This window comes from Paraburkholderia phenoliruptrix, from assembly GCF_902859825.1.
Classification (GTDB): domain Bacteria; phylum Pseudomonadota; class Gammaproteobacteria; order Burkholderiales; family Burkholderiaceae; genus Paraburkholderia; species Paraburkholderia phenoliruptrix.
Map to the genome: position 1 here is coordinate 153395 of NZ_CADIKB010000005.1, position 13628 is coordinate 167022.

A 13628-nucleotide genomic window follows, 5' to 3' on the forward strand; every position below is an offset into this window, starting at 1 on the left:
TGTTTATTCGACGTGTTGCAGAAAATCTCGCAGGCGCTGATTGGGAGGATTATCCAGCAGTTCGGCCGGAGCTCCGTCAACCTCGATCTGCCCGTGTTCCATAAAGATGAGTCGTGTACCCACCTTGCGCGCGAACGCCATCTCGTGCGTGACGACCACCATCGTCATGCCTTCTTCGGCGAGCGCCTGCATCACGCGCAGCACTTCCTGACGCAGTTCGGGATCAAGCGCGGAGGTCGGTTCGTCGAACAGCATGAGCTTGGGTCGCACTGCGAGCGCGCGAGCAATCGCGACACGCTGCTGCTGTCCGCCCGACAGCTCACTGGCATAGTGATTGACACGCTCGGCCAGCCCAACCTTTGTCAGCAGTCCACGCGCGAGCGCTTCCGCGTCCGCTTTCGTCATGCCGCGTACCTGGCGCGGCCCGAATGCGACGTTTTCGAGCGCCGTCAGTTGCGGGAACAGATTGAATTGCTGAAACACCATGCCCGCTTCCTGGCGGATTTCGCGGACTTTCTTCGGTCCCGCCAGCACGCTGATGCCATCGACAATCAGGTCGCCGCCGTCAATCTGCTCGAGCGCATTGATGCAACGGAGCAACGTGGATTTGCCCGAGCCCGACGGCCCGATCAGCACCACGACCTCGCCCGCGCCGATCTCGAGATCGACGCCTTCCAGCACAGTGGTCGTGCCGAAGCGCTTGGTGACCTTCTTGAACTGCACCATATGACCGTTCATCGTGCTCATAGAATCCGCATCCTTCTTTCCATCCTGCGCAGACAGTACGTGAGCGTACCGATCATGCAGAGATACAGAGCGGCGACGGCCGTCCAGATCTCCACCGCGCGAAAGTTCGAGGCCATGATTTCCTGCCCCTGTCGCGTGAGTTCACCCACTCCGATCACGATGAAGAGCGACGTATCTTTCAGGCTCACGATGAACTGGTTGCCGAGCGCGGGCGTCATGCGGCGAATTGCGACGGGCCCCACCACGAAGGCGAGCACGCGCCAGGCAGGCATGCCCAGCGCGAGGCCTGCCTCTTTGAGACCTCGCGGCACCGACAGAAACGAGCCGCGCACGATCTCGGCAATGTAGGCACCGGAGTTGATCACGATCGAGGCAATGGCGGCCGTGAGCGCATCGACGCGCACATTCAGCAGCATCGGCAGCGCGAAGTAGATGAACATCACCTGCACCACGATCGGCGTGCCGCGCACGAACTCCACATACGCGAACGCGATCTTCTGACACGGCGCATTGCCATAGGCGCGCATCAGGCCGAACAGCAACCCGACGAGCACGCCCCCGGTCAGGCCTGCGATCGTAATGAGGACTGTCAGCCGCGCGCCCTGCAACAGTGCCGGCAACGCGGCGACAACTATCGAAATATCAAACTGCATGAACGGCCTCCCGCCTCTTTGCCGTTACGACTTCGCCGGCTCGACGCCAAACCATTTCTTGTAGATCTGCGCATAGCGGCCATCTGCCTTGATCTTCGTGAGCGCGGCGTTGACCTTAGGCACAAGCGGGCTACCCTTCGGGAACGCGATGCCGTACTGCTGCGCCATCATCTGCGGACCGACCGCCTTCACGCGGCCTTTGCCTGCCGTGTGGATGTAGTAAAGGACGTTCGGTGTGTCGTGCATCGCGGCGTCGACACGTCCCGTTGCGAGTTCGAGGTAGGCATTGTCGATATTCGGGAACGCGCGCAATTCGGTGCCGTTGAAATTGGCCTTGGCATAGTCTGCCGCCGAAGTGCCCGTCTTGATCGCAAGCGACTTGCCCTTCAGATCGTCGGGTCCCTTGATCGTGCTTGCCGTGGGCACCATCAACATGAAACCGCTGTCGTAGTAGCCGTCCGAGAAATCGATGACTTTCTTGCGCTCCTCCTTGATTGTGATGCCCGCGAGCGCGACGTCGACGTTATGCGTCTGCAACGCCGGCAGGATGCCACTGAAGTCCATCGGCTGCAGTTTGTAGTCGATCTTCAGATCCTTCGCGACCTCCTTCCAGAGATCGATGTCGAAGCCGACGTATTGATCACCCTGTTTGAATTCGAACGGCACGAATGCTGTGTCACAGGCAACCAGCAAGGTTTCGCTATGGGCGGCCTGGCTGACGACGGAAACGGCGACGAGTACAGCGGCGGCAAATTTTGCGGCAACTTTCATGAACGACCCCTCTTGAAGTGAAACGACTCGATGCGGCAAAAATATTTGCCAATTCCGTCGTTGTGCAAATGTATTTGCGAAGTATTGGAGGCCGAAAATCGAGTTGCAATCTGGGGTTTTCCCTAGATTTCGGATCACCTTAATGGGGGAATTTTTGTGCGACGGGTCGCGACATGCCGAGGATGAGGAAGCTTTCTTTTCCGGTGGCGGGGCGGCGGTAGCGAAGCAACGAGGTCCTGGTGCCGGTCGGCCCGACTCTCAACGCGAGTCCATTGCCGTCGGCAAGAAGGTAGGGGTGTTCTCGTGCCTTGGGGGCGCAAAAAGAATCGACGCCAGGTGGGACGTACGAGATCTGGAAGAAACAAAAAACCCCGTAAGACCAAGATCTTACGGGGTTTCTCGAATTACATCGGCTTATGCCAGAACAACTTGTGGTGCCCAGGAGAGGACTCGAACCTCCACGGTGTTGCCACCGCTAGGACCTGAACCTAGTGCGTCTACCAATTCCGCCACCTGGGCACGTTTTGAAGCTAGACAGCTATTCTAGCGAGCTGGTGCAGCGTGTCAATCCCCACTGCAAACAACCGCTTTCCACCCCGAAACGACTACTTCACTACTCGACATAAAAACTGAAGCCGCCTAAACAATCCGGCGGCTTCAATCTTGAATCCTGGTGCCCAAGAGAGGACTCGAACCTCCACAGTGTTGCCACCGCTAGGACCTGAACCTAGTGCGTCTACCAATTTCGCCACCTGGGCAGGTGATGAACAGCAAAGACCGCTATTATAGCGACAGAATGGTGGCTGTCAAGCGTTTCTCAAAACTTGCTTAAACAGGCCGCCGGCGCGGCCGCGCGGGCCGCGAGGCGACTATTGACGGTCCGCGTGGCGCCCAAGACGGGTGTTAGAATGCCTCGCAGTAGTTCGTTGGCACGGTGCACAAGCCCGTCGGACTCAGCCTTGAACGAGCCGGACCCGAGAGAGTTTTTTCAGTGCAGCAGCCAGTGCCATAAAGGCGCGATGCAAACGCTTCTTAAGCCGAGCCAGATCGCCGACCGACGTCCATGCAACGAGAAAAAATCATCGACAAGCCCTTGAGCAAATTTCCGTATCCGATTCCGAGCCGCGAGGAAATTCTCGGCGTCCTGCGTACGAGCGAGGCGCCGCTCGCCGCCAACGAGATCGCCGAAGCGCTGTCGATCAAGCGCCAGGAACGCGAAGGATTTTTCAAGCGCCTCGGCGCCATGGAGCGCGACGGCCAGATCCGGCTCGATCAGCGCAATCTTTATCAGTTGACCCATCCGTCGAACTTCGTCGCGGGCCGCGTACAGGGGCATCGCGACGGCTACGGCTTCCTGATCCGCGACGACGGTCAGGACGATCTGTTCCTGCCTACCGCCGAAATGCAGAAGGTCATGCACAACGACCGCGTGCTCGCGCGCATCGTCGGCTATGACCGGCGCGGGCGGCCGGAAGGGCACATCGTCGAGGTCACGGACCGCGCCAACAAGCGCGTGATCGGGCGCCTGCTCAACGAGAACGGCGCGCTCATCGTCGCGCCCGAAGACAAGCGCATCGGCCACGACATTCTGATCACGCAGAACACCAAGAAGGCGAAGGTCGGCCAGGTGGTGGTGGTCGAGCTGACCGACTTTCCGAGCCGTCATTCGCAGCCGCTCGGCCGCGTCGTGGAAGTGCTGGGCGATATCGACGACCCCGGCATGGAAATCGAAATCGCGGTGCGCAAGTACGGCGTGCCGCACGAGTTCAGCCAGAGCGCGCTCGACGAAGCGGCACAGCTGCCCGACGAGGTGCGTCCGGCGGACGTGCGTCATCGCATCGATCTGCGCGACGTGCCGCTTGTCACCATCGACGGCGAAGACGCGCGCGACTTCGACGACGCGGTGTATTGCGAGCCGGTCAAGGTAGGGCGCGGCGAGGGCTTCCGTCTGATCGTCGCGATTGCGGACGTCTCGCACTACGTGCATCCGAAAAGCGGGCTCGACACCGACGCGATCGAGCGCAGCACTTCCGTCTATTTCCCGCGCCGCGTGATTCCCATGCTGCCGGAGAAATTGTCGAACGGTCTGTGCTCGCTGAATCCGAACGTCGACCGTTGCGTGCTCGTGTGCGACATGATCGTCACGGCGCGCGGCGAAGTGAAGGCCTATCAGTTCTATCCCGGCGTGATGCATTCGGCCGCGCGTCTCACCTATACCGAAGTCGCCGCGGTGCTGAAGAACACCAAAGGTCCGGAAGCCGCGCGCCGCGCTGCGCTGCTGCCGCAGCTGCAGAACCTCTACGGCGTGTACAAAGCGCTTTTCGCCGCGCGTCAGAAGCGCGGCGCGATCGACTTCGACACGACGGAGACGTATATCGTCTGCAATGCGCAGGGCAAGATCGAACAGATCGTGCCGCGCACCCGCAACGACGCGCACAAGCTGATCGAGGAATGCATGTTGGCCGCGAACGTGTGCGCCGCCGACTTCCTCAAGCGCAACAAGCACCCGGGCCTGTTCCGCGTGCACGCGGGCCCGACTGCGGAGAAGCTCGAGAATCTGCGCACGTTCCTGCGCGGCATGGGCTTGACGCTCGGCGGTAACGACAAGCCGCATGCAAGCGACTACGCCGCGCTGATGGCGCAAATCCGCGACCGGCCCGACGCGCAGATGCTGCAAACCATGCTGCTGCGCTCGATGCAGCAGGCCGTCTACAGTCCGGACAACATCGGGCACTTCGGTCTCGCCTATGAGGCGTATGCGCACTTCACGAGCCCGATTCGCCGCTATCCCGACCTGCTCACGCATCGCGCGATCTATGCGATTCTGCAAGGCCGCAAGTATCAGCCGGAGCCGCCGCAGGGCGTGCAGCTGAATACGGCGCTGTCGCCGCGCGCCCGCGCCATGCAGCAGGCCGACGAGGAAAAAAGCGGCCGCGCGCGCGCGAACAACGTCGCCATCTGGGAAGAACTCGGTCTGCACTGCTCGGCCAACGAGCGCCGCGCCGACGAAGCCTCGCGCGACGTCGAAGCCTGGCTCAAGTGCTACTTCATGCGCGACAAGCTCGGCGAAGAGTACGGCGGCATGGTGAACGGCGTCACGTCGTTCGGCATTTTCGTGCAGCTGGATTCGCTCTTTATCGAAGGCCTCGTGCATGTCACGGAACTCGGCTCCGATTACTTCCAGTACGACGAGGTCAAGAACGAGTTGCGCGGCGAGCGCACCGGCATCCGCTACCGGCTGTCGGATCGCGTGCGCGTACAGGTGAGCCGCGTCGACCTGGACGCGCGCAAGATCGACTTCCGCCTTGTGCGCGATACGCCGATCAAGCCGCATCCGGCTCGCGGCGTCGCGGCGGCAGAAAAATCATCCGCGGAAAACGGCGGCCCGCGCGTGCGCGCGCTGGCCTCGGCGGAAGGCGGCAATGCGACGGCGGGCACGCGCCGCAAGAAGGCGGCGCCTGCGCAAAGCGCGGCGGTCAAGGAAGCGCGCGCCGCGCGCGGGGCTGCCAGGAAGCACGGCGGCGCAGCGGCCAAGGCTGCCTCGAAGCAGACGGCGCGCAAGAAGCGTTAAGCCGGTCTCGGCGCCTCTACCGCGCGCAGCGGGCACGTCGCGACGTGCCGGTTGCGCGCGGTGTTCGTTTGGTTCGCTTGGTTTGTTTGGTTCGTGCGTCATGCTGCCGGCGAGGCGGTCTCGCCTCGACAACGCCGCGCAGGCAGCGCGCCCACGCAACATCGAACACGCAGATTCGCGCGCACAGATTCGCGCGGATCGTTGGCACGCACAGGTATTCATCACAGCAGCGCAGCTTCTGCCGCGCTCAATCAAAGGTTGTATCAGTCATGGCACGTCACAAGGTTTTATACGGTTTTCATGCAGTCACCGCGCGCATCCGGCACGATGCGTCGACCGTCGAAGATGTCTATTACGACGCCACGCGCAAGGATCGCCGCATGACGGAGTTTCTGCACGCGGCGAAGGAGGCGGGCGTGCGCCTGATCGCCGCCGATGAAACGCGTCTGTGGGGGCTTGCGCGCACCGAGCGTCATCAGGGCGTGGTGGCCCGTGCAGGCGACTTGCCGCTCGCGCAGAATCTCGCGGAACTGCTTGACGGCATCAACGGCTCGCCGCTCATTCTGGTGCTCGACGGCGTGACCGATCCGCACAATCTGGGCGCCTGCCTGCGCGTGGCCGATGCGGCCGGCGCGCACGCGGTGATCGCGCCGCGCGACCGCGCGGTCGGCTTGAACGCGACGGCCGCGAAGGTCGCAAGCGGCGCGGCCGACACCGTGCCGTACATCACCGTGACGAACCTCGCGCGCGCGCTGCGCGAACTGAAGGATGCGGGCGTGTGGATCGTCGGCACCGCGGGCGAAGCGACGAAAAGCCTCTACGAGACCGAGCTCGACGGCCCCGTCGCTATCGTGATGGGTGCCGAAGGCGAGGGCATGCGCCGCCTCACGCGCGATACCTGCGACGTGGTCATGCAGATTCCGATGGCGGGCACGGTGGAAAGCCTGAACGTCTCGGTGGCCTCGGGCGTGTGTCTGTTCGAAGCGGTGCGGCAGCGCTCGGCGAAGAAGTAATTCCCGCCGGCTATCAACGTCGACTCCGGTAAACTAGCGCCTTTTACTGCTCGCCCGCATTCCATGACTCAAGACGAACTCAAGCAACTGGTCGGCCAGGCCGCCGCCGACTATGTCCTCGCCAACGTGCCCGAAGGCTCGGTGATCGGCGTCGGTACCGGCTCCACCGCGAACTGCTTCATCGACGCGCTGGCCGCCAACAAGGCGCGCTATCGCGGTGCCGTGTCGAGTTCGCTCGCCACCACCGCGCGGCTCCAGTCGCACGGCATCAAGGTGCTCGATCTGAACGAGATCGATTCGTTGCCCGTGTATGTGGACGGCGCGGACGAGATCGACCACAGCGGCGCGATGATCAAGGGCGGCGGCGGCGCGCTCACGCGCGAGAAAATCGTCGCGTCGGTGTCGGACGTGTTCGTCTGTATCGCGGATGCAAGCAAGCTCGTCGAGACGCTCGGCAACTTCCCGCTGCCTGTGGAAGTCGTGCCGATGGCGCGCACCGCGATCGGCCGCCGCGTGACGGCGCTCGGCGGCGTCCCGGTCGTGCGTGTCACGAAAGAAGGCACGCCGTTCATCACCGATAACGGCAACGAGATCATCGACGTCAAAGGTCTGCGTATTACCGACCCCTGCGCGCTCGAAACGCAGATCAACGCATGGCCGGGCGTCGTGACAGTCGGCCTCTTCGCGGGCCGGGGCGCCAATCTTTGTCTGCTTGGCACGGACACCGGCGTGCAAACCATCGAGTACCGCAAGGACTGAGCAATCATGCACGAGCCCGCATCAGGCGGGCTCGTGCATTCCTCTTTGCAGCAAATACACCTTATTTCAAGGGCTCGTCTGAGCATTCGCCTCGCCGTCGCGCCGCTTCACTGCCTTGCTGAGCGCGTCCATCATCCGTTGTACATATTGATCGACTGAGAACTCCGCTTGCGCGTCGAGAAGCGCCTGTTGCGCGAGGCGCTGCGCAAGCGCCGGGTCGTTGCGCAACACGCCGATCGCGTCGGCGAGCACGGCAGCGTCGCCTGGCTTTACGAGCCAGCCGTTGCGCCCATGGCGCACGATCTCCGTCACACCGCCCGCGGCTGCGGCGATCACCGGGCGGCCTGCCGCCATGCCCTCGACGATCACACGGCCAAAAGGCTCGGGTTCCGTCGACGTGTGCAGGATCACGTTCATCGCTTTCATCCACGCCGGTATGTCGTCCTGAAAGCCCGCGAAGTGCACGCGCTCCGCAATGCCGAGCGCGCTTGCCTCGTCGCGCAGGCGCTGTGCATAGGCATCTTCGCCGAATAGCGGCGCGCCGACCAGCACGAGGTGCGCGTCGGGTAGACGCGTCAATGCCTCGAGCGCAATGTGCTGACCTTTCCACGGCGCGAGGCGGCCGAAGAGACCCGCGAGCCACGCGTGCTCGGGCAAACCGAGGCGTTGCCTCAGCATGCCCATGTCCGTGCCGTCCACGCAATTGAATGCGCTTGCATCGATTCCGTTATAAACCACCGGCGCCGTGTCCGCGGCGCGACCCGTCAGCGCAGCGAGGGACTTCGCCGACGCGCGCGAATTCACGATCACCTGATCGACGGCAAGACGCACCGCCCATTTGACGACCGCGAGCTGCACGCGTCCGAAGTGCTCGCGCGTCAGAATGTCGTGCTGATACCAGACCACGGGCTTGCGATGCAGTGCCTTGCCCAGCGCGCCCAATACCAGTGCTTTTTGCGTGTTGACGAACAGCATGTCGAACGCTTGGGCGCGCGCCGCGATCGCACGAACCTGTCTGACGATGCCGGGCAGCACGCGCAGGCAGTTCAAAGCAGACGCCTGACGCGCGATGCCGGACACGCTTGCATCGTTGATGATCTGCACGCGCGCGCCGAGTGCTTCGAGGCGCAAGCGGAACGGACCGTCGGCGAGCAACACCACCTCCATATGCGACGGGTAATGTTCAGCCAATTGCAGCAGCGCGAATTCAGCCCCGCCGAGCTGACCGCTTTGATCGACGAACAGCACGCGCGGCAACGCGGCCTTATGGACTGCTGCGGATGCGGCTATGCCCGAGCCGAGGGGCGCTGCAGCTGGGTCGATGCATGCTGGCGCAACCAGCGGCAACGAATGAGCGAGTGGCGAGGCGTCGAGCGTGGGGCGCATAGGAAGGCGAATTAACTGGTTCTCTGCATTCGCAAGAGGCGAATGACGACGATTCAATTATTCGCGTCCTGTCGCGCGTCGAATGTGGGCACGCGCACGCACAGCAAACGATGCGCCACATACACTCGTTGCTAAGCCCGAAGGCGTTTTACCGAGGATAGGGAGATCATGAAAGTTGCGATCGTGCACGACTGGCTGGTCGCACCTGGCGGCGCGGAGAAGGTACTCGAGCAGATGATCGAATGCTTTCCCGACGCGGATCTTTTCAGCCTCGTCGATTTTCTCGAAGACCGTCGTCCGCTGCACGGTAAGCCCGTCACCACCTCTTTCATTCAACGCCTGCCTCTCGCGCGGCGCCGTTATCGCGCGTACTTGCCGTTGATGCCGCTCGCCGTCGAGCAGTTCGATCTCGCGGGCTATGACCTCATCATCACGAGTTCATATGCAGTTGCAAAGGGTGTGCTCGTCGGTCCCGATCAAACGCATGTGAGCTACGTGCATTCGCCGATGCGCTACGCGTGGGACCTGCAGCATCAATATCTGCGTGAAGCGGGATTGACGCGTGGACCCAGGTCGTGGCTCGTGCGCGTGTTGCTGCACTATCTGCGCGGCTGGGATTCGCATTCGGCGAACAGCGTGGACCGTCTGATTGCCAACTCGCAATTCGTCGCCCGGCGCATGGTGAAAACCTATCGGCGCGAAGCCGCGGTGATTCCGCCGCCTGTCGATGTCCACGAGTTCGAACTATGCACGAACAAGGAAGATTTCTATCTGACCGCTTCGCGCATGGTGCCGTACAAGCGCATCGACCTGATCGTCGAGACCTTCAGTGCCACGCCGCACCGCAAGCTGATCGTGATCGGCGACGGACCGGAAATGGCCGCGATTCGCGCCAAGGCCGGGCCGAATGTGATCATACTCGGCTATCAGCCTATTGGTGTTCTGAGGGACTATTTGCAGCGCGCGAGAGCATTCATCTTCGCTGCCGAAGAGGACTTCGGCATTGTCGCGCTCGAAGCGCAGGCGTGCGGCACGCCGGTGATCGCGTTCGGCAAGGGCGGGGCGCTCGAGACGGTGGTCCCACTCGGTGAAGCGCATCCCACCGGCGTTTATTTCGGACGACAAACTGTCGTCTCGATGCTCGATGCAATCGACCGCTTCGAGCGCCAGCATGAGCAGATCACCCCGGCCGCGTGCCGTGCAAACGCCGAGCGGTTCTCGGCGGCCGTGTTTCGCCGGGCCTTCATGGCCGAAGTCACGCGAACCATCGCCGCGGTCGGCGCGCGCGGTGAGTCGGCGGCGGTCGAGCGGATCGATACGGAGTTCGTGACCGAGCCGGCCGGATGGCAGACCGAGCCCGCGTCGCAGCGCAGTTGGGGACGCTGAGCCGAAGCCTGCGCAGGCTTTCTATGCCCGGCAGGTTCGGCGGTTCCTCAGTGGTAGAGCAGGGCAGCACCATCAACAAGCCGTCCGGGCCATGCCACCCGCTCGGCGATCGGGGGGAGGCGCCAGCGTGGATCATGTGCCGCCTCGATACACGGTATTCGACGCAGGCGGCAAACCGTAACCAGGACGGTAACGAAAACGGTGCGGGTCGTCGCTGCAATTTATTAAAACAGGCAGTCGTTACTCCGTTCGTCACGCAATGACGCATTGGAACGCGACCTTTGGACGAGGAAGACTCTAAACTCATGAACGCCGATCGCCTTCCGGGATCCTTTCCCGATATCGCTCAAAGTTGGGCCGCGCTACAGGCCCAGTTGCCCATTACACCCATCCGCGACGAGCACGACTATCAGACGATGGCGGAGCTCGCCAGTGCCCTTGCCGCTCATCTGGACGGCAAGGAGGACGATCCGCTCGCCGACCTTCACGCGATCGTGTCGGATCTGGTGCGTAGCTGGAAAGCGCAGAACGTGACGCTTCCCAAGGCGGAGCCCCGCGAGGTGTTGCGGCACCTGCTCGAGACGCACGGGCTGAAGCAGAAGGACCTGATGGGCATTGCATCGCCCACGGTGGTCAGCGACATCCTCGCAGGTCGCCGTTCGATCAGCAAGAAGGTCGCGAAGGCGCTGGCGCAGCGTTTTCAGACCGACGTTAGCGCTTTTCTGTAGCACTCGTTCTCTTTCCCGGCGGCGCCGGCGGCCCTCGTGCCCCCGGCGCCGTATCCGTTGCACTCACAACCATCGAAATGGCAGTAGTAGTTTCCGCGTCTAGTCGCCTCGCTCCGCGGCAATAAAAAAGGCTGCGCCTTTCTGCGGCGCAGCCCTCGATCCGTTCCGTGTGAAACACGCACTAGTCTCGCCTGGAAACCTCGTCTGGATTCGTGGTAGTGTACGTGTATGCATAAGCGTAGTCGTACGTACCATTTTTATTGTGGCTCTTCAGAGGCACCGCATTCATCACGCCGCCCACCACGCGGGCGCGCGCGCGGCGCAGCTTCTTCAGCGCCGCGGCAAGATGGCCTTCGGTGTGCGCGCCGGCACGCATCACAAGCACGGTCGAGCCCGCAAGATTGGCCACCACCGCGGCATCGGCGACCGCGAGGAGCGGCGGCGTGTCGACAATGATCAGATCGAACTGCTGCTCGAACCGCGCCAGGATTTCGCTAAAACGCGACGACGTGAGAATCTCCGAGGGATTCGGCGGATACGTGCCCGCGGCGATGAAATGCAGGCCCGCGACGCCGGTTGCGCGTGCTGCCGTGTCGAGATCCACCTGGCCGGTCAGCAGCTCGGTGAGGCCGCCTTCGGGCGAGCGTCCGAGGTATTGCGCGAGCCGGCCGCGCCGCAGATCCGCGTCGATGAGGAGCACGCGCTTGCCGGACTCGGCAATCAGCGCCGCGAGGTTCGCGCTCAGGAAGCTCTTGCCGTCCGAAGGAGCCGGGCTCGTGATCGCGACAATGCGGTTAGGCGCATCGATCAAGCCGAACTGCAAGGTGGCGCGCAAACCGCGCAGGCCTTCGACTGTCGTGTCGAACGGATGCGTCTTCACGAGCAGTGGCCGCACCGGCGCCTTGCCCGATGCAATCACGGTCTGCGTGCCTACGGGCTCTTTTTTGGCGTCGTCCGCACTTGCACTGGCGTGCGCCCGCGAAGGAAGGAGTCGCGCGATGCCGGCAGGTGCCGCTGGCGCGTCCTCGACCTCGCTTGGCCGCGAGCGCGGCGCGGAAAGCGCGGCGGTACGCGCGGCGCTCAACTGGCGGTCGCTGCGCGCCTGTTCAGGGCTGAAGGTGATCGCGCCGAAAATAGGCAGCTGGAAACGTCGTTCGACGAACTCGGGATCGGCCACGCCGGTAAAAAACTTGCGTCGGCAGAACGCGAACAGAATGCCGCCGATCACGCCGAGCAGCGTGCCCGCCGAAATGATCAGCGCCGACTTCGGCTTAACCGGCCTTGAAGGCAGCAGCGCTTCGTCGATGATGTGCACGTTGCCGATGGTGCCGGCCCGCGAAATCGACAGCTCCTGAATCTTGTTCAGCAACGCGACGTAGATTTCCTCGGCGACTTTCGCATCGCGTTGCAAGGCAAGCGCATTGCGCTCGGAACTGGGCAGCGTCGTGAAGTGATCTTCAAAGCGGGCTTTTTCGCGCGCCATGGCGCTCAGCTGCGAATCGACCTGCTGCACTTCCGGGCTTTCCTCCGTGAAGCGCCGCAGCAGTTGCGCGCGCTGAATGCGCAGCGCCGCAATCTGCTTTTCATAGTCGAGTCCGCCCGCGAGATACACGCCCGCTTCCTGAGTGGGTTGGAACGAGCCGACTTTCGACTGATACTCGGACAGCGCGGTTTCCGTCTTCTTCACTTCGGCGCGCAGGCGCGGCACTTCGCTGTTGAGGAACTCCAGCATGTGGCTCGCTTCTTCCTGCGCGCGTTCGGTGCGCTGCTTCAGATATGACGCGGCCACGGCGTTGGTGATCGCGGTGATCGCATGAGCGTCCGTGCCCGAATACGACAATTGCACGACACCCGTATCGCGGCCTTTTTCGGCGACCTGCAAGGAGGTGGAGAGCGCCGACACGGCGTCCAGCTGATTGAAGCGCGTGACATGGAACTCCGTGCCGGGGCGGGCCACCAGTTTCTCCACCAGCAGTGTGATGTCATGGCCTTTTGCTTCTATTCCGGCGACACCCGTCAGCAGTGTCGCGCCGAACGCATCGCACAGCACGTAGCGGCCGTTACCGAGCGCACGCAGCGTCAGTTGCGCGCCTTCAAGCGACTTCGGCACGACGATGGAGCTCACCTTGAACTGCTCGCCACCCCACGCATATTCATTCAGGCCAAAGGGCGCGCCGAAGGGTTGACCGGGACGCGCAAACAACGCCGAGATCTTGCCGAGCACCGGCACCGTGTTCGCCGACGTGCTGAAATTCAGCTTGAACTGTTCGACCACGGGCTCGACCACGGCACGGCTCTTGATGATTTCGATCTCGGCTTCGGTGCGCATCGGGCCGATGCTCGGCATCAGCGAGAGCAGTTTCTGGCCTTGCGCGCTGTTGCCGTTGCTTTGCGCGTCGACCTGCAGCAGCGCATCGGCGGAATAGACCGGCGTGGCGATTTTCGTATAGACGACCGCCGCGAGGATCACACTGCCGGCAATACCGATCACCCACCAGATCTGCTCCATGACCATGCGCAAGAGGTCGCGCATCACCGCGTCCTCGTCGCCGTCCGGTGCTGGACCGTGGTCCAGCATGTCATACGTACTCATGTCGAAACTCCGTTGCGAGCA

10 protein-coding genes and 2 tRNA genes are annotated in these 13628 nt (G+C 62.7%); 5 read left to right on the forward strand and 7 right to left on the reverse strand.

The features are described from left to right. Nucleotides 1-3 precede the first annotated feature (3 nt). From glnQ to HV711_RS08340, 5 genes are all read right to left on the reverse strand, one after another. A complete protein-coding gene (gene glnQ, locus HV711_RS08320) occupies nt 4-747 on the reverse strand; it encodes a glutamine ABC transporter ATP-binding protein GlnQ (RefSeq protein ID WP_035477414.1) in 744 nt (247 codons plus the stop codon). Then, nucleotides 744-1400 carry a glutamine ABC transporter permease GlnP gene (glnP, locus tag HV711_RS08325; RefSeq protein WP_013588723.1) on the reverse strand — a complete coding sequence of 219 codons (657 nt, stop codon included), beginning with the start codon at nt 1398-1400 and terminating at the stop codon, nt 744-746. Before glnP ends, glnQ begins: the two co-directional genes overlap by 4 nt. A gap of 24 nt (nt 1401-1424) precedes the next feature. Further along, entirely contained in the window at nt 1425-2171 is a 747-nt protein-coding gene (gene glnH / locus HV711_RS08330; RefSeq protein ID WP_035477412.1) for a glutamine ABC transporter substrate-binding protein GlnH, read from the reverse strand. A gap of 432 nt (nt 2172-2603) precedes the next feature. Next, nucleotides 2604-2690: transfer RNA gene (locus HV711_RS08335), tRNA-Leu, on the reverse strand. A gap of 152 nt (nt 2691-2842) precedes the next feature. Next, nucleotides 2843-2929, reverse strand: a tRNA-Leu gene (locus tag HV711_RS08340). 305 nt (nt 2930-3234) lie between these two features. Here HV711_RS08340 and rnr point away from each other — a divergent pair. The 3 genes from rnr (at nt 3235) to rpiA (ending at nt 7514) form a co-directional block, all read left to right on the forward strand. Next, nucleotides 3235-5742: a ribonuclease R gene (gene rnr, locus HV711_RS08345; protein ID WP_035477411.1), complete on the forward strand. Its 2508-nt coding sequence runs from the start codon at nt 3235-3237 to the stop codon at nt 5740-5742. A gap of 269 nt (nt 5743-6011) precedes the next feature. Beyond that, nucleotides 6012-6755, forward strand: a complete 744-nt coding sequence (gene rlmB / locus HV711_RS08350) for a 23S rRNA (guanosine(2251)-2'-O)-methyltransferase RlmB (protein WP_013588582.1) — start codon at nt 6012-6014, stop codon at nt 6753-6755. Nucleotides 6756-6818: 63 nt separating this feature from the next. Beyond that, nucleotides 6819-7514: a ribose-5-phosphate isomerase RpiA gene (rpiA, locus tag HV711_RS08355; RefSeq protein WP_028363292.1), complete on the forward strand. Its 696-nt coding sequence runs from the start codon at nt 6819-6821 to the stop codon at nt 7512-7514. A gap of 66 nt (nt 7515-7580) precedes the next feature. On the opposite strand, the gene HV711_RS08360 is transcribed toward rpiA, so the two are convergent. Further along, complete coding sequence (locus HV711_RS08360) at nt 7581-8900, reverse strand: glycosyltransferase family 4 protein (RefSeq protein ID WP_035477410.1); 1320 nt, start codon at nt 8898-8900, stop codon at nt 7581-7583. A gap of 168 nt (nt 8901-9068) precedes the next feature. Between HV711_RS08360 and HV711_RS08365 the strand changes: the two genes are divergently transcribed. After that, nucleotides 9069-10286: a glycosyltransferase family 4 protein gene (locus HV711_RS08365; RefSeq protein ID WP_035477409.1), complete on the forward strand. Its 1218-nt coding sequence runs from the start codon at nt 9069-9071 to the stop codon at nt 10284-10286. Between the two features lie 305 nt (nt 10287-10591). Continuing rightward, a complete protein-coding gene (locus HV711_RS08370) occupies nt 10592-11014 on the forward strand; it encodes a helix-turn-helix domain-containing protein (RefSeq protein ID WP_035477408.1) in 423 nt (140 codons plus the stop codon). A gap of 181 nt (nt 11015-11195) precedes the next feature. Here the strand turns inward: HV711_RS08370 and HV711_RS08375 are convergent, their stop codons facing one another. After that, entirely contained in the window at nt 11196-13607 is a 2412-nt protein-coding gene (locus tag HV711_RS08375) for a polysaccharide biosynthesis tyrosine autokinase (RefSeq protein WP_035477407.1), read from the reverse strand. Nucleotides 13608-13628: the final 21 nt, after the last annotated feature.